This is a genomic window from Sediminimonas sp. (assembly GCF_024637375.1).
In the GTDB taxonomy this organism is placed as follows: Bacteria; Pseudomonadota; Alphaproteobacteria; order Rhodobacterales; family Rhodobacteraceae; genus Sediminimonas.
Genome location: NZ_JAGXFK010000039.1, coordinates 46,128 through 62,431 on the forward strand (window position 1 = coordinate 46,128; position 16,304 = coordinate 62,431).

Below are 16,304 nucleotides of genomic sequence, written 5' to 3' on the forward strand. Positions count from 1 at the left end.
TTCACGCTCAGTTATGGTGCCCTCCTGCCAAAATAATGCAGCAATCCAAATGATGCCGCAACCCACGATCGAGTGAATGCCTCGACCTCACCCTCCGCATGCATTGCTCGGAGGCCGATTGTGTTGCGCCGCTCAGTAAAGAGCGGCGCTGCCTAGGTGTCACATCCCGGCAGGTAGCAAGGCCTTTTCTTGAACAACTCCGAGTTGAGTTTATGCTAGGTCATGAATGTCAGCCCGCGTGGATTGCGGGCTTTCCGCAGCCGCCCGGCTAGTCGGAGGCAGCGCATGGACATGGTTGTTCTGGCGCATATCAAAGAACAGTCGCGCCTGAGCCTGGGCAGTTATGGTCGTCCACGAATGACCGAAGAACTGAAGGAAGCCGGCATCGATGTTGGCCATCGCCGGGTTGGGCGACTGATGCGCGAAAACGGGATCACCGTTGAAAGAACACGCAAGTTCAAGGCAACCACTGACAGCGACCACACGTTCAACATTGCGCCGAACCTGCTGGACCGCGACTTTACGGCGGATCGGCCCAATCAGAAATGGGCTGGCGACATCAGCTACATCTGGACCAGAGAGGGCTGGTTATATCTGGCGGTCATCCTCGACCTGCATTCGCGGCGCGTCATCGGCTGGGCCGTCAGCAACCGGATGAAGCGCGATCTGGCGATCCGGGCACTGAAAATGGCCATCGCCTTCCGGGCGCCACCCAAAGGCTGCATCCATCACACCGACAGGGGTAGCCAATATTGTTCGCACGACTATCAGAAGATCCTGCGCGAACACGATTTCCAGGTCTTGATGAGCGGAAAAGGCAACTGCTACGACAACGCTGCGGTCGAGACGTTCTTCAAGACCATCAAGACCGAGCTGATCTGGCGAGGGTCTTGGGCAACCCGGCGGCAAGCTGAGATGGCAATCTTCGAATACATCAACGGCTTCTACAATCCACGCCGCCGACACTCAGCACTGGGCTGGAAAAGCCCTGTCGCTTTCGAACGGAAGGTGGTTTAAACGAGCGCTCGGGGCCGCACAAATACGGGACAGGTCCACTTCTACAACGCAGAACTCACGGCTAAGATCGCCGCTGAGTGACAAACTCCAACCTCTCCGGTAAATTCGGTCTGGTTCATACAGTATCATTATTTTTTTGCAGGAGTTGGTGGAGTGACAAGTAAATTCATGGCCCATACGCGCATTCTTGCCGGTGCGCTGATCGTGATCCTGGCCACAGGGGCAGTGGCGCCGGCACGGGCCCTCGATCAGGATGCGCTGAAATCGGCTGCCGCGGCAGGAGACACCGCAGCCCAGCGCGAGCTGGGGGAAGCGTTGGTCTTCGGCAGCGAAGGTGTGGCGCAGGACGTCGCGCAGGGCCTGAAGCTTCTGGGCGAGGCCGCCGCGGCGGGGGATGTGCAGGCCGGGGCCAGCCTCGGGAAAATCCTGATCGACGGTTATTACACCGAAGCCGAGCCGGAGCGCGCGCAGCGACTTCTGGAGCAGGCGGCGAATGCCGGAAACCGGTTGGCGCAGATGACCCTTGGCGAGGCGTTGCTGTGGGGACAGAACCTGACGCCTGATCCGCTGCGCGCCAAGACCCTGCTGCAGGCCGCAGCCGAGGCCGGTGATCCCGAGGCCCGGCGGATTCTGGGCGAACAGTTGGTGGGCGGCTGGATTCTGGAACCCGACGTCGAGGCGGGCCTCGCGCTGCTTGAACAGGCGGTCGCTGCGGGGGACGACAAGGCGATGGTCTCGCTTGGCGGGTTATTGTTGAACGGCACGGGCGTGAAGCCGGACGTGTCGCGGGCGCAGGCGCTGTTCGAGGAGGCCGCGAAGGCTGGAAATGGCGAGGGGCTCGAGCGCTACGGCACCCATCTGTTGTGGAGCAACCGCAGCCCGGCGCAGGCCGAAGACTATCTTCGCCGTGCCGGCGAATTGGGGCGTGGTTCCGCCTGGAGCACTCTGGCCGAGGGAGCGATGTACGGCTATCTCGGCGGCGGCTCCCGGTCCAAGTTCGACGGCTATGCCGAGAAAGCGCGCGCCGCCGGCGAGGAAGTGGTCGCGGTTTTGGAGGCCGAGCGGCTGATGTGGGGCATCAGCATGCGCGCCAGCGGGCCCGAGGCCATCGCGGTGTTGGAAAAGGCGGCAGACGACGGCAACGCGACGGCGGCCAGCCATCTGATCGCGCTGGTGCGCGACGGCAACGACTACAATGTACGCAAGCAGCCAGAGCAGGCCCGAGCCTATCTCGAGCGCTACGCGCCGCTGCTGGGCCCCGACAGGAGCGCTCAGTTCGCCTATACGATTGATGCGGCCAGCACGCGGCAGTTCGCGGATTTTCCAGAGTTGAAGGCGGTCTACGACAGCCATCCGGAATGGCGCTCGCTCTGGTTCGGCAAACAGATCTACGCCGCCAACGCGAACCTCGCGATCTATATCGTGCAATTGCAGATGAAAGACGATGGGCTCTACACCGGCACGGTCAACGCCTTCGCCACCGAGACGACGCTGCTTGCGATGTGGCACGCCTGCCACCGCTTGCCCGATGCCACGCGCTGCGACGACAGCGTGATGCATCCGGACGTCGTCGGAGCGTTGCTGGCCCGTTAGGCAAGGCATTGAACTGCAGGCAGTGAGCGATGCGATGTGGCCCCAGGAGCGCCCGCCCTCGTCATGCCCTGCTCGAAGAGCGCGTTTTGCCGACTCGCGGTCATGTTGGCGGTTGCGATGAGCCTGAAATCCTCCCCCGGGAAATCACGCTGATCTGTTTCTCTGGCGCTGACGGGTTACCGGACATGGCCTCCATTCTTGCCTCGTCGTCGGCGGCAAAGGCATGGAGAGCCGCCTTGCAGACCAGGGCATGGAGGTCGTCCGCGCTGAGATTGCTGATCGGCGCGACGGTGGGAAGCTGGGTCAATGTAGGTGTCGCCTCGGGCGGCGGCAGGTCCGACAGCTCGATCGACAACAAGACCTGCTGGACAATCCGGGATTGCCCGGATGCCCATCCCTCACGGATCATGTCGATGCGTTCGAAGCGGCTCTCATCAAGGGCGCGGTAGATTGCCTTGGCGATAGCCTCAGCCATCTTGGGAATGCCGGGTGTGTGCGAGGGCAGCTGTGCAATCGCCCCAAGCGCCTTGACCGCGGCCTGACGGGCGTTCGAGGCCGCAAGCAGGCCATCATGGGTGCCGCAATCGTAGCGGCTGCCCGAAAACCGAAACGCCGTCAGGGCCACGGACCGGGCTGCAATGGCAATCGCATCAGTCAACTGAAACTCGCCCCCGGCGCCTTTCGGCGTCCGGTCCAGAATGTCGAAGATCTCCGGCTCCAGAATATAGCGCCCGACCGCGGCGATGGACGAAGGCGCCTGGCCAATCGGCGGCTTCTCCACCATGCCTGTCACGGGAATGCAGTTGCCCGTCATGGAGCCGTGCAACTTGAATATCCCATAGTGGCAAGCATTCTGCTCCGACACTTTCATCGCGGCGATCATTTGCCCCCCTTGATAGTGATCGATCATTTCGGAAATACAGTTGCGCCCCATGATGACGTCGTCCGGCAGTATGATGCCGAACGGTCCTGGCAAGGTCAGTCCCTTGCAACACAGGACCGCATGGCCAAGACCCAGCGGTTGGTACTGGCTCACATAGAGGATCTCAGGGGACCTTTGGGCAGTGCCCGTGCCGGCCAGCCCTGCGGTGGACGCCACAGCGGCTTGACCAAGATATTCGCGGATCGCCGGTTTTTCGGGACTGACAACCACGATAATCCGGTCAGCACCAGCTTCGATCGCCTCGTCGATAGCAAACTGGATGACCGGTCGGTCATAGACTGGCAGAAGCTCTTTTGCGGTTACCCGGGTTGCTGGCAGCATCCGCGTGCCCATGCCCGCCGCGGGAATGATAATCGTCTTGAGTTCACTGGTTGGATGGGCCATGGGTGGCCCCCTTGGGCGTCTATGGTTTCGAATAGGAAACGTGGCTCCGTCGGATGTGGTTCCGGGAGCGGCGCTCGGAATGCACAGGGGGAAAATTAAAATATATAGCAAACAAAGACTTATTCTTCGCTTCAGTGTGTCCGTTAGTGTGTCCGTTTAGTGTGTCCGTTGAGCGGATCATTGGCCCGCGATGGCGGCCCTTCGCCGTCCCCCTCGCGACGCTGCGACCAACGTGATCCCCCGACAGTGTGGCATTGCTGCAGGAGCACCGGGGCGGTCCGGAGCGTACGCGAGATATAACACCTATCGCGCAGCGAAGATAGTCACCAGAAACCCTGGGAGCCCAGGACGACGAGTGTTCCTCACCTGACACGGAATTCCCTTCCCCGGATCAGGTGTCTCCTTGTCGGGACATGAGACGCGATGACATTTGCCTTTACGTGAACCCCGACGACCGTGCGTAGCTTCAAGCTCGTGTGTCCGAATTTCCGAGACCACTTCATTCTGCGCTCCGGCGCGCATCGCCTGATCGAGCAGGCGGTGGAAGCCGAGCGGTCAGTTCTGCTTGCCGCCCATGCCGATGACAAGACCGAAGATGGCCGATCGCGGGTTGTGCGCCATGGCTATCTGCCGGGGCGCGAGGTCATGACCGGGATCGGCCCGGTGCCGGTGAAGGAGCCCAGGGGATTTCCTTCAAGGACGGGATCAAGCAACTTCAAACCGCCGCCTGATCACGCCATCACCAACTTTCGGGCATAGCTCGCCGCAAGCTGATTTAGATCAGCCTGCCGCTGATGGATCTGCGGCAGTATGAAGAGAGTTGCGGTTGCGCGCTGCGAAGTCACATGCGGTCACCGCAATCGGGTAGGAGAGTCGAATGAAGATTGCCATGATCGGGACCGGATATGTCGGCTTGGTATCGGGCGCCGGCTTTGCGGAATCGGGCCACTACGTGGTATGTGTCGACAAGAACGCGAACAAGGTTGCGTTGCTGGCCGATGGTATCATGCCGATTTATGAACTGGGCTTGGACGCACTCGTCGCGCGCAACGTCCAGGCGGGACGGCTCTCTTTCACGACAGATCTGAGCGCGGCGGTTCGGGATGCCGATGCCGTATTCATCGCGGTCGGGACACCGAGCCACGGCAACGATGGCCACGCCGATCTTTCCGACGTTTTCGATACCGCAGCAGAGATCGCCCATGCGCTGACGGGGTATGCGGTCATCGTAACCAAATCGACAGTTCCCGTGGGCACAAGCCGCAAGATCGAGGAGATCATACGGTCCACCCTGCCTGACGGAGAATTCGACGTCGCGTCCAATCCCGAGTTCCTGCGCGAAGGTACTGCCATTGTGGATTTTCGTCACCCCGACCGGGTTGTGGTGGGTTGCGATACCGAGCGGGCGCGTAAAGTGCTGCTCGAAATATATCAACCACACCACCACGCGCGCGAAACGCCGATGATCTTTACTACACGAGAGACGTCAGAACTGATCAAGTACGCGGCCAACGCTTTTCTTGCGACCAAGATCACCTTCATCAACGAGATGGCGGACATCTGTGAGAAAGTTGGTGGCGATGTGAAGGAGGTCGCGCGAGGCATGGGCCTTGATCGTCGCATTGGGCGAGCGTTCTTGAATGCGGGACCCGGGTTCGGAGGGTCGTGCTTTCCGAAGGACACGCTGGCGCTGCTCAAGACATCTCAGGACGTAGGCGCGCCGACGCACATCGTCGAAACCGTCGTGAACGTTAATGCGGCCCGCAAGCATGCAATGGCAAAACGGATCGAAGCGGCGTTCGGCGGCGTGAAAGACAAGACCGTCGCCGTGCTCGGCCTGACCTTCAAACCCGACACCGACGACATGCGCGACGCACCGAGTCTCGTGATCATTCCGTATCTCCAATCCTGCGGCGCGCGAATTCAGGCCTATGATCCGCAAGGCGGCAAGGAAGCGCGCTCGCGCCTCGATCTGGACATCTGCAAGACCGCAGACGACGCCCTCAGCGGCGCTGATGGCGTGGTGATCCTAACAGAATGGAAGGAGTTTCAAGCGATTGACCTGGCGAATATGAAGACGCTGCTGAAGCGTGCGTTGATGGTGGATCTGCGAAACATCTACCCCCCCGAGAAGATGGCGGCCGCCGGGTTTACCTACTGGAGCATCGGGCGGCCCTCTATTTCAAACACCCCGGATCTGGCGTCTCAATCTGGCACAAACGGAAAGCAAGGTAGTTGAAAAAGGAAAGAGCTCGGCGCGGCACATCCAAGCGCAGAATCCTGATTACTGGCGGAGCCGGGTTCATCGGCTCGCATCTTTGCGATCGCATGGTGCGCGAAGGCCATGACGTGATCTGTGTCGACAACTACTTCACCGGCGCAAAAAGCAATGTCGCCCATCTTCTGGGCTTTCCCAATTTCGAAATCCTACGTTTCGATGTGCGTGATCCTCTCCGGCTGGAAGTCGACGAGATTTACAATCTCGCCTGCCCGGCTTCGCCTCAGCACTATCAGCTGCAACCCGTTCGTACGATCGAGACAAGCGTGATGGGCACCGTCAATCTCCTGCGCCTCGCGCGAGAGACCGGGGCCACCTTTCTGCAGGCCTCGACCAGTGAAATCTATGGAGACGCGCAGGTTCAGCCACAAAGCGAAACCTACTACGGTCACGTCAATCCGATTGGACCGCGCTCCTGTTATGACGAAGGCAAGCGCTGCGCTGAAACCATCTGCTTCGACTATCATCGGCAGTATGGCGTCCGCGTAAAGGTCGTCAGAATTTTCAATACCTATGGCCCGCGACTGTCGCCCGCCGACGGACGGGTTGCCTCGAATTTCATCCTGGAGGCGTTGCGCGATAAGCCCATCACAATCTACGGCGATGGCTTACAGACGCGCTCGCTTTGCTACGTGGACGATATGGTCGGCGGCCTCGCCGCGATGATGGATTCGAACGACGATGTGACCGGCCCCATCAATCTCGGCAACCCTGACGAGCACACGATCCGCGAGATTGCGGATCTGATCATGTCGATCACCGAGTCCAAATCAAAGATCACATTCGGCCCCGTGCCGGAGGATGATCCTCAAAAACGACGGCCCGACATTTCGCTTGCGATCGAGAAGCTGAACTGGCGCCCCACTGTTGAACTCGAGACCGGACTGGCGCGCACGATCGGCTATTTCCGGCGCCAGTTCTCAATGGACATGCCTGGCTGAAGGAGCAAATACATGAATGCGCGTTGTCGGAACAAACCGGCATGTGGTGGGCAGGGGCCCTCGCCGCGTTTGGCATGACCGGACCCGGCCCATTCGGGCACTTCAGGACGCGCCCCGAGATCACCCATGCGGGCGAATTGCCGGGCTGGCAGCCCAGGGTGCGCTCGGCGAGGGGCCGGACCGGACGATCGCCTGTTTCCGCAACGAAATCAGCACGGCTACCGGGATGATGTCCGAGTTGGATACCTGATGCTTGAAGGTCTGCCCGTTTTGGTTACTGGCGGCGCAGGGTACATCGGGTCGCATGCCTGCAAGGCGCTGGCAGCGGCGGGCGCCCGGCCGGTGGTGTTCGACGACCTCTCGACCGGGCATCGCGATGCGGTGCGCTGGGGGGCTCTCGTCCGCGGCGACGTGCGCGACCGGGGCGCGGTGGCTGAGGCGCTGATGCGCCACGAAATTTCCCATGTTCTGCATTTCGCCGGCAAGGCCTATGTCGGCGAGTCGATGCAGGATCCGGGCAAGTATTACGACAACAATGTCGGCGGCATGATCGGCCTTCTTGCCGGCTGCACCGAGGCGGGGGTGGGGCGCGTCGTGTTTTCGTCGAGCTGCGCCACCTACGGTCTGCCCGACCGTCTGCCGATCACCGAGGACACGCCCCAGCGCCCGATCAACCCATATGGCCGCACCAAGCTGATCTGCGAGCAAATGCTGCGCGACCACGGCAGCGCCCATGGGCTGCACCATGTCAGCCTGCGCTATTTCAACGCCGCCGGCGCCGACCCGGATGGCGAGATCGGCGAGCGGCATGACCCCGAAACCCACTTGATCCCGTTGGCGCTGATGGCCGCCTCGGAGCAGGGGCCGGCGCTGAAGGTCTTCGGTACCGACTATCCCACGCCCGACGGCACCTGCGTGCGCGACTATATCCATGTTGCCGATCTTGCCCGCGCCCATGTGCGCGCGGTCGAACACCTGATGGCGGGGGGCGAGAGCCTGGCGCTGAATCTCGGCTCGGGGCGCGGGTTTTCGGTCCGCGAGATCACTGCCGCGATCGAAGCGGCGACCGGCCGTGCAGTCCCGGTCGAGGATGCGCCGCGTCGGCCGGGAGACCCGCCGGAACTGACGGCCGATGCCGGCCTGGCGGCGCGGCTGTGGGGCTTTCGCGCCGAGCGGTCTGACATCGCCGATATCGTGCGCGATGCGGCCCCCTGGTTCGGGTTGGGAGGCGGCGATGGGGACAAGGTCTGACCGCCCCGGCCAGCGTCTTCTGAAACCGCTTCTGAGCCGGCGGCAAAAGTGGATCTACCGCGGCTATACCCTTGCCTGGGTGCTGGCCGCGCTCTTCTTCTGGGGATGGTGGCTGCAGCCCGATCATATCCTCGATCCGTGGCTTTACGGCATGGCGACCGGGCCGCTGATCTGGATCTACGGGCTGCAGGTCTATTTTCTCTGGGTGGTGCACAAGGCGAGCGTCAGTTCCGCGCCCGATCCCTTGCCCGGAGAATACCGGGTCGCGATGATCACGACAAGGACCCCGGCCGAGCCCTTCGCCGTGGTGCGCCCGACGCTCGAGGCGATGCTGGCGCAGGACTATCCGCACGACACCTGGCTGGCCGACGAGGATCCGACGCCCGAGGTCCTGGAATGGTGTGCCGAACACGGTGTTCGCGTCTCGACCCGCAAGGGCCGGGACGACTACCACCGCGCGGAATGGCCTCGGCGCACCCGTTGCAAGGAGGGTAATCTCGCCTTCTTCTACGACCACTGGGGCTATGACGACTACGACCTCGTCTCGCAGCTCGATGCCGATCATGTGCCGCGGCCCGGTTACCTGCGCGAGATGATCCGTCCCTTCGCCGATCCCGCCGTCGGCTATGTCAGCGCCCCCAGCATCTGCTCGGCGAACGCCAAGGAAAGCTGGGCCGCCCGGACCCGCCTCTATGCCGAGGCAGGTTTCCACGGCATCCTGCAAACCGGCTACACCGGAGCGCTCGCGCCGATGTGCATCGGTTCGCATTACGCGGTGCGGACGTCGGCACTGAAAGAGGTCGGCGGCCTCGGCCCCGAACTGGCCGAGGACCATTCGACGACGATGCTGATGAACGCCGGCGGCTGGCGCGGCGTCCATGCCATCGACGCGATCGCCGTCGGTGACGGTCCGGCCAGCATCACCGATCTCGCTACCCAGGAATTTCAGTGGTCGCGCAGCCTGCTCAGCCTGCTCCTGTACCATACGCCGCGCTATCTCGGCCGCCTCACGCCGCGGCTCAGGGCGCTCTTCGTCTTCTGCCAGGTCTGGTATCCGCTGTTCGCGCTGACCTTCGCGGGGATGTATTTGCTGCCGATCGTTGCGCTCGTGCTCGACCGGCGCTTTGCCGAGGTGACCTATCCGGCCTTCCTGGGCCACAGCCTGCCCACCGTCGTGGCGATGACACTCTTTGCCTTTCGCCTGCGCCGCGATGGGTTCCTGCGGCCGCAGTATTCCCCGGTCATTTCCTGGGAAAAGGGGCTTTTCGTACTGGCGCAATGGCCCTGGGTGGTCTGGGGCGTGGTGATGGCGCTGGCGGACCGTCTCAGCGGCCGCTTCGTCGACTTCCGGGTCACGCCGAAGGGTGGCGCGCAAAACCCGCCGCTGCCGGGACGCGTGCTGGCGGTCTATGCCATTCTTGCGCTCGGCTGCGTCGTGCCGGTTCTCGCGGTGTCGGACATCACGCAGGCGCGCGGCTTCTACCTGCTGGCGGTGTTCAATGCGTTAGCCTATTCGGCCCTGTTGGCGGTGATCGTCGTGCACCATTGGCGCGAAACCGGCTGGCCCGGGCCATTGGGCGCCGCATTGCAAATCGGGGCAACCGCCGGGGTTTTCGCCGCAGTCGGTTTCGCTCTCTTCCTGCGGGGCGCCGAAAGCCTCTATGCCCTCGAGGCGGGGCTCGGACCTATCCACCTGACCCGTGTCGAATATCGCGCATCCGGTGCAGAAAGTAATGAGCGCGGTACCGTCGTCTACCGCATTGATCCGGGATGGAACTAACCTGGCGACATTAAACTAGTATGGAGATAAAATAATGACTTGTGTAAAATATGAGCTCGACTGCGTTTGCCGGAATTTCCGAGCCCTCTTGATCGCGCTGCTTTTCGGGGCCGCTGGGTCGGTGCCGGTTCTGGCCGCGCCGCCGGGCGATCTGCCTTTCGGGGTCTACGATCCCGGCGGAGATTTCGAAAATGACACGAACGTGCAGATAGAGCATCTCTTCTTGCCCTGGGAAGACCTCTATCTGCGATCTCTGTACGAGGCCGATACCTATGCACTCGAGCGCAAGCGCGCCCTTCTGGTGACGATCGAGCCCTGGACCTGGTCGCGGTCCGAACGGAACACGCCCCAGCACCTGCGCCAGGGGATCTTCGACGGCAGCTACGACGAGAACATGCGCACGATCTGCGAGGTTCTGAACACGCTGCAAAGCCCGGTGACGGTGCGTTGGGGGCATGAGATGGACGATAACAACGGCCAGTTCATCTGGGCCGGCTGGGACCCGAAAACCTATATTGCCGCCTATCACCGGATGATCGACGTCTGTCGCGAGGTGGCGCCGCAGGCGCGCTACATGTGGTCGCCGACCGGGTTGGAAGGGATGGAGGACTACTATCCGGGCGACGACTACGCCGATGTCGTCGGCATCTCTGTCTTCGGCTACCAGCCCTGGGACCAGGATCATTACGACCGTGACCGCACCTTCGAGGATATCATGGCCCCGCGGTACGAACGCGCCGCCATCTTCGGAAAGCCGGTCGTGGTGGGCGAGCTCGGCTACTCGGGAAAACAGGCCTATGTCGACATGTGGGAAAACGCGGTTCGCAATGTTGGCGACCGATATCCCCAACTCGTCGGGGTGGTCTATTTCAACTTTCCCGAGGTCTATAACTGGCCCGAAGGGTACGGTCGTCCGGACTGGCGGGTGAATCGCCGCGTCCTCGAGTAACCGGTCCGACCGGCGGAATTCGGCAATAAACGGCGCCCTGTAAAGGGGCGCCGTTGTCCTACCATGATACAGCCAATACCATGACACATTCATGTGATCAGTTCTGATCACAGGAAGTGGTCTTCATTCCGCTCGAACCGGGCCTTGCCCCGGAGGAGGGGGGGAGGCAGGCCGAATTTTGTTGGACCGGGCGCGCCTTGGAAGGCCGCAGCAGGCAAGAACACAAGACGAGGGACACATCATGAGCAAAATAGCCAGGATTTTCGGGGGCGCCGTCGCGGTGGCCGTTTTGGTATCGGCGCAGGTCGGTCCGGTGCTGGCGCACGACGAGACAGCACAGGCCCAGGTCGTACGGGTGAAGGCGACGCAGGGCTTTAGCTGGTTCAGCAACGGCCGGACCGCCGCCGAAGCGGAACGGGCCCGGAGCAACCTGACCCTTGTCCAGTACGGTCGCACGCTCGGTCACGGCAGCTGGATCTGCTCGCCGGCCGGTTTTGGAAAGAAATCGAGATGTTTCGCGCGTTGATTGTCGGCTTCGGCTCTGTCTGATGACTTCCGGCTGAGGCGGGCGGCGGCGAGCCTCGCGGAATGACCCGGCGCTCCCCGTTCCGGCGCTTCAAGACAAGCTGAAGTGGGCCCGATAATTCGGACCGCGAGCCAAGGCGTATCCCGGACCTTTTGAAAGGGTCCGAGATGGCGAAACCTGTTTGGATAACTCCCCCGCGAAACCGGATACCCGGTTTCGCCCGATCCGCTGACGGGCGTCCTGCGATACGGCGCGCGCAAGCTGCTCGAGCAGGCGGTCGCGGCGGAGCTGACGGCCCGCCGCTTCGGAAAAACTCAACAAGACCATCCATCTGGCGCCTCCCTCGCGGAGCCTGAATTACCTGCCCAATCTGAAATCAATGGCTCCTGAGGCCAGAGTGTGTTATGGTTTCCTCGTTATGGATTGGCTTCGGCACGTACGAGCCAGGATGACGGTGCGGGGATTGTTCATACCGAAACCGTCCAGATTGCCTGCGGGCTTCGCAGGTTCAAACCGCAGGGTGATACATCCGAGCTGGGCCGGGGCGCTTTTGACCGCCGGCAGAAGGAGAGACTCGCCATGAGCGGCTCTGGCGCAGGCAAGCGCTTGACCGACGGCCGGAGCATTTCTGAGTCCTTTCAGCCGATGCCGCAGGGCGGGGTCGTGGTGACCTTCGAGGACATCACCGCGCGGAAGCAGGCGGAACAGGCTCTTGCCGACTCCGAGGCGAAACTTCAGACCGCACTGACGAACATGTCGCAGGGCCTCTTGATGCAAGATGCAGAGGGGGGGATCATATTGTTCAATCGGCGCTTCGCCGAGATTTTCCAGTTGCCGCAAGACCAGATACGGCCGGGCATGACCGTGCCGGAGCTTATGAAGCTCGCGGCTTCAACTTCCGGTCTCCGGGATCTGGAGCCCGAGGCCACGCTCGCTCAGCTGGTGAAAGTCCTCCACGACCCTGCGGGTGGAACATATGTCCAGCGCTTGAACGACGGCCGGAGCATTTCTGAGTCCTTTCAGCCGATGCCGCAGGGCGGGGTCGTGGTGACGTTCGACGACATCACTCAGCGGCTTGCCGATCAGGCGGAGATCCGGCACATGGCGCATTTCGATGCGCTGACCGAACTGCCGAACCGGGTGAGCTTCTACGATCAGCTGGACACCCTGATGAAGCATCAGAGGCCGGGCGAATTCGTCGGGGTTCTGAGCCTCGACCTCGACCACTTTAAGGCCGTTAATGATACGCTCGGGCACCCCACAGGCGACCTGTTGCTGCAGGCGGCCACCCGGCGCATGCAAAGTTGCCTGCGTGGCGAAGACATCCCGGCACGGCTGGGCGGAGACGAGTTCGCCATTATCCAGACTCCGGTCAAGGACCCCTCAGACATCACCGCACTTGCAAGCCGCCTTATCGAGGTTGTCTCGGCTCCTTACGAAATCGACGGCCGTCAGGTGATCGTGGGGGTCAGTATCGGTGTCGCCGTCGCGCCCAGCGACGGCACAGATCCCGATGTCCTTATGAAGAACGCCGATCTGGCGCTCTATCGCGCCAAGGCCGACGGGGGCGGCGTCTACCGCTTCTTCGAGCCCGAAATGGATGCGCGTATGCAGGCGCGCCGCCTCATCGAGCTCGATCTGCGCAAAGCGATCCATAATGGAGGCGAATTCGAGCTGCTCTACCAGCCCATGATCGACGTCAAGACCGGAAAGGTCACCAGTTGCGAGGCGCTGCTGCGCTGGTCCAGCCCCGAACGCGGCCTGGTGATGCCGGCCGAGTTCATTCCGGTGGCGGAGGCGACAGGGCTGATCGTGCCGCTGGGCGAATGGGTGTTGTATCACGCCTGCGTCGAAGCCGCGCTGTGGCCGGAGGAAATATCGGTTTCGGTCAATCTCTCGCCGGCTCAATTCAAGAGCAAGAAACTCGTCCAGTCCATCAAGAATGCGCTTGCCGAGTCGGGACTACCTGCCAGCCGGCTCGAGCTCGAGATCACCGAACAGGTCCTGATGAACGAAAGCGAGGGCGCCTTTTCCATTCTGCATCAGATCCGCGATCTCGGGATCAGGGTCGCGATGGACGATTTCGGCACCGGCTATTCCTCGATTGGTTATTTGCGCGCCTTCCCGTTCAGCAAGATCAAGATCGATCAATCCTTCGTTCGTGACCTGCCCGGCAAGAAAGACAGCATCGCGATCGTGCGTGCGGTTGTCGCGCTGAGCAGCAGCCTGGGCATCGTGACCACTGCCGAGGGTGTGGAGACCGAAGAGCAATACGCCAGCGTCACCACCGAAGGCTGCAACCTGGTCCAGGGAAACTTCTTCAGCGAGCCCCGCCCGAGCACCGAGGTCGTACAGTTCTTCAAGAAGCGTTTTCACGAAGACACGTGACAAGAAAACGCCGCTGAAATTCTTGAGAAAAGCAATGCGCGAGTACGGCCGGCCCGAAGTGGTCGTGACCGACAAACTCCGATCTTGCGGTGCTGCACTGCGCGAAATCGGGATAGTGTCCCACGGCGTGGTGATGGCGTGGATGCCCCCTCCCGACGGCATCGCAATGTGCCAAGGTGATGTTTCTCGGAACGTCACAGAAAAAGGAGAGAGCATCCATGAGAGGCACTGGCTGGTGCACTTATAGATTTTTTCGCTCCCGGAATTGACACCATATACTCTGATTGTGTATATTTTTATTGTATGTCAATTAGTTAGATAAGAATCCTACCACCCCAGCCAGCATTTCCCGCAACCCGGACCGATCAAGGCGCACCGCGTGGCGTGGCGTCAAAGGCCTCCCCGGGGTCGGCATTCGCGCGGGCGGAACCCGGGCACCCGTAGGGCCGCTCAATCCGCCGCCAGCGCGCCGCCGTGGAAGGCCCTCTCGTCGATGGCCGGCTCGAACCGTTCCTCCATTGGCTGGACCATGCGCAGGTCAAGCCCTTTGCTCTCATGGCCGGACGATCCGGTTGGCCAGTACGCCGATCTTCTCGATCTCGAGTTCGAACCGATCGCCCGGCGCCAGCCGCTTGCCCGTTTCCAGCCCGCATCCGGTGCCCACCGTGCCCGAGCCGATCACCTCGCCCGGATAGAGCGTTTCCGAGGCCGAGACATGTTCCAGGATGCGGCCGAAATCGTGCTGCATCTGGCGCGAGTTGCCGCCGCCCCAGCGTTCGCCGTTGACGCGCGCCTCCATGTCCAGCGCGACCGGGTGCGCCACCTCGTCGGCGGTCAGGATGAAGGGGCCAAGGATGTTGCCGGTGTCGAAATCCTTGCCCTTGGCCGGCCCCAGTTGCCCCGGCATCTCCTTCATTTGGGCGTCGCGGGCCGAGACATCGTTCAGGATGGTATAGCCGAAGATGTAATCCTCGGCCTCGGCGCGCTTGATGTCCTTGCCCTTCTTGCCCACGACGATGGCCATCTCCAGCTCGATATCCAGGTGCTCGGCATAGGCGGGCCAGATCACGTCTTGCCCGTGCCCGATGAAGGAAAGCCGGTTGCCCTTGTAGTAGATCGGCTGATCGTACCAGACCGGCGGCAGTTGCGGGTTATCCTGGCCGAAGGCGCGCAGGCAGTTGAACAGATGCTCTTCGAAGACCAGGCAATCGCGGTACTGCACCGGCAGTACCGGCGGCAGGAAGGCGACCTCGTCGGGCAGGATGACCTCGCGGTCAGAGGCGTTGTCGATCAGCACGCGGGCCAGCGCCAGGGCCTCCTCGCCGCCGTAGATCACCGCTGTCATGTCGACGAAATGCGCCGCGTTCTCGCCGGCCAGTTCCGCGGCCAGGTGCAGGTCGAGCAGCCCGCCGTCGGGCAGCGCGGCGACCACGCGTTCGCGCGTTTCGTAAAGAACCGTTGCCAGTCTCATCTCATCCCTCCTCGAAAATTGCCACGGCGCGGGTGAACCCCGCGCTGGCGCCCTTGATCTTGTAGGGGAAGCAGGAAATCTCGAACCCGTCAGCGGGCAGTTGGTCGAGGTTGGTCAGCTTCTCCATGTGGCAATAGCCGATATCCATGCTGGCGCGGTGGCCTTCCCAGATGATCGACGGGTCATGCGTCCTGGCATATTCCTGCGCGGTCAGCGCAAAGGGGGCGTCCCAGGACCAGGCATCGGTGCCGGTGACCCGCACGCCACGTTCCAACAGGTAGAGCGTGGCCTCGCGCCCCATGCCGCAGCCCTTCATCAGGTAGTCGTCGTGGCCGTAGCGGTCGCCGGCCGAGGTGTTGACCACGACGATATCGAGCGGCTTCAGATCGTGCCCGATGCGCCTGAGTTCGGCCACCACATCGTCGGCGGTGACGACATGGCCATCCTCGAAATGGCGGAAATCCAGCTTGACGCCCGGATTGAAGCACCATTCCAGCGGCACCTCGTCAATGGTGATCGCGCGCTCGCCGCCCGACATGGTCGAATGGTGGTGGTAGGGCGCGTCCAGGTGGGTGCCGTTATGGGTGGCGATGCGAAGACGCTCCACCGCCCAGCCCTCGCCGCCGGGCAGATCCTCCTTTTGCAACCCCGGGAAAAAGGCCATCACCTGCTCGGCGGTCTGGTCGTGGGTCATGTATTCGATTTCCGGCAGCATTATCGGCGGATCGGACACGATGCCGGTTTCCAGCGGAACCGAGAGATCGACGTAGCGGCGCGGCATGG

Annotated in this window: 11 protein-coding genes and 3 pseudogenes; 11 read left to right on the top strand and 3 right to left on the bottom strand. The window is 62.0% G+C overall.

Translation table 11 applies throughout. The annotated features are described in order from the left end of the window. Positions 1 to 210: 210 nt before the first annotated feature. Positions 211 to 1,017: pseudogene (locus Q0L89_RS05790) on the top strand (IS3 family transposase); the annotation flags it as partial. A gap of 153 nt (positions 1,018 to 1,170) precedes the next feature. After that, complete coding sequence (locus Q0L89_RS05795; protein WP_296763205.1) at positions 1,171 to 2,610, top strand: tetratricopeptide repeat protein; 1,440 nt, start codon at positions 1,171 to 1,173, stop codon at positions 2,608 to 2,610. Between the two features lie 100 nt (positions 2,611 to 2,710). On the opposite strand, the gene Q0L89_RS05800 is transcribed toward Q0L89_RS05795, so the two are convergent. Continuing rightward, on the bottom strand, positions 2,711 to 3,937 hold the full coding sequence (locus Q0L89_RS05800; protein WP_296763206.1) for a UTP--glucose-1-phosphate uridylyltransferase: 1,227 nt from the start codon (positions 3,935 to 3,937) through the stop codon (positions 2,711 to 2,713). 501 nt (positions 3,938 to 4,438) lie between these two features. Between Q0L89_RS05800 and Q0L89_RS05805 the strand changes: the two are divergent. The 9 genes and pseudogenes from Q0L89_RS05805 to Q0L89_RS05845 all read left to right on the top strand — a co-directional run. Continuing rightward, a pseudogene (locus Q0L89_RS05805) lies at positions 4,439 to 4,621 on the top strand (IS256 family transposase); the annotation flags it as partial. A 193-nt stretch (positions 4,622 to 4,814) separates the two neighbouring features. After that, positions 4,815 to 6,176 (top strand): UDP-glucose/GDP-mannose dehydrogenase family protein, encoded by a 1,362-nt coding sequence (locus Q0L89_RS05810; RefSeq protein ID WP_296763207.1) that lies wholly within the window; start codon positions 4,815 to 4,817, stop codon positions 6,174 to 6,176. Further along, on the top strand, positions 6,173 to 7,156 hold the full coding sequence (locus Q0L89_RS05815; protein WP_296763208.1) for a UDP-glucuronic acid decarboxylase family protein: 984 nt from the start codon (positions 6,173 to 6,175) through the stop codon (positions 7,154 to 7,156). Before Q0L89_RS05810 ends, Q0L89_RS05815 begins: the two co-directional genes overlap by 4 nt. Positions 7,157 to 7,417: 261 nt before the next feature. After that, positions 7,418 to 8,407: a UDP-glucose 4-epimerase GalE gene (galE, locus tag Q0L89_RS05820; protein WP_296763237.1), complete on the top strand. Its 990-nt coding sequence runs from the start codon at positions 7,418 to 7,420 to the stop codon at positions 8,405 to 8,407. A 79-nt stretch (positions 8,408 to 8,486) separates the two neighbouring features. Next, entirely contained in the window at positions 8,487 to 10,187 is a 1,701-nt protein-coding gene (locus Q0L89_RS05825; protein WP_296763209.1) for a glycosyltransferase family 2 protein, read from the top strand. A gap of 88 nt (positions 10,188 to 10,275) precedes the next feature. After that, positions 10,276 to 11,136, top strand: coding sequence for a glycoside hydrolase family 26 protein (locus tag Q0L89_RS05830; RefSeq protein ID WP_296763210.1), 861 nt, complete (start codon positions 10,276 to 10,278; stop codon positions 11,134 to 11,136). Positions 11,137 to 11,377: 241 nt separating this feature from the next. Beyond that, on the top strand, positions 11,378 to 11,662 hold the full coding sequence (locus tag Q0L89_RS05835) for a hypothetical protein (protein WP_296763211.1): 285 nt from the start codon (positions 11,378 to 11,380) through the stop codon (positions 11,660 to 11,662). A gap of 579 nt (positions 11,663 to 12,241) precedes the next feature. After that, the gene (locus Q0L89_RS05840; protein WP_296763212.1) at positions 12,242 to 14,050 is read left to right on the top strand and encodes an EAL domain-containing protein; all 1,809 of its coding nucleotides are present in this window, start codon (positions 12,242 to 12,244) and stop codon (positions 14,048 to 14,050) included. Beyond that, positions 14,046 to 14,162 (top strand): annotated as a pseudogene (locus tag Q0L89_RS05845) (DDE-type integrase/transposase/recombinase); the annotation flags it as partial. The gene Q0L89_RS05840 and the pseudogene Q0L89_RS05845, both read left to right, overlap by 5 nt. Before the next feature lie 441 nt (positions 14,163 to 14,603). Here Q0L89_RS05845 and Q0L89_RS05850 read toward each other — a convergent pair. Both Q0L89_RS05850 and Q0L89_RS05855 read right to left on the bottom strand, forming a co-directional pair. Beyond that, complete coding sequence (locus Q0L89_RS05850; RefSeq protein ID WP_296763213.1) at positions 14,604 to 15,521, bottom strand: fumarylacetoacetate hydrolase family protein; 918 nt, start codon at positions 15,519 to 15,521, stop codon at positions 14,604 to 14,606. 1 nt (position 15,522) lies between these two features. Then, positions 15,523 to 16,302 carry a cyclase family protein gene (locus tag Q0L89_RS05855; RefSeq protein WP_296763214.1) on the bottom strand — a complete coding sequence of 260 codons (780 nt, stop codon included), beginning with the start codon at positions 16,300 to 16,302 and terminating at the stop codon, positions 15,523 to 15,525. Positions 16,303 to 16,304 lie beyond the last annotated feature (2 nt).

Bases quoted from the DNA above. Each gene is read 5' to 3' on its own strand.
- Q0L89_RS05800 (WP_296763206.1), bottom strand. From the start codon at position 3,937: ATGGCCCATCCAACCAGTGAACTCAAGACGATTATCATTCCCGCGGCG.
- Q0L89_RS05810 (WP_296763207.1), top strand. From the start codon at position 4,815: ATGAAGATTGCCATGATCGGGACCGGATATGTCGGCTTGGTATCGGGC.
- Q0L89_RS05835 (WP_296763211.1), top strand. From the start codon at position 11,378: ATGAGCAAAATAGCCAGGATTTTCGGGGGCGCCGTCGCGGTGGCCGTT.
- Q0L89_RS05840 (WP_296763212.1), top strand. From the start codon at position 12,242: ATGAGCGGCTCTGGCGCAGGCAAGCGCTTGACCGACGGCCGGAGCATT.
- Q0L89_RS05850 (WP_296763213.1), bottom strand. From the start codon at position 15,521: ATGAGACTGGCAACGGTTCTTTACGAAACGCGCGAACGCGTGGTCGCC.
- Q0L89_RS05855 (WP_296763214.1), bottom strand. From the start codon at position 16,302: ATGCCGCGCCGCTACGTCGATCTCTCGGTTCCGCTGGAAACCGGCATC.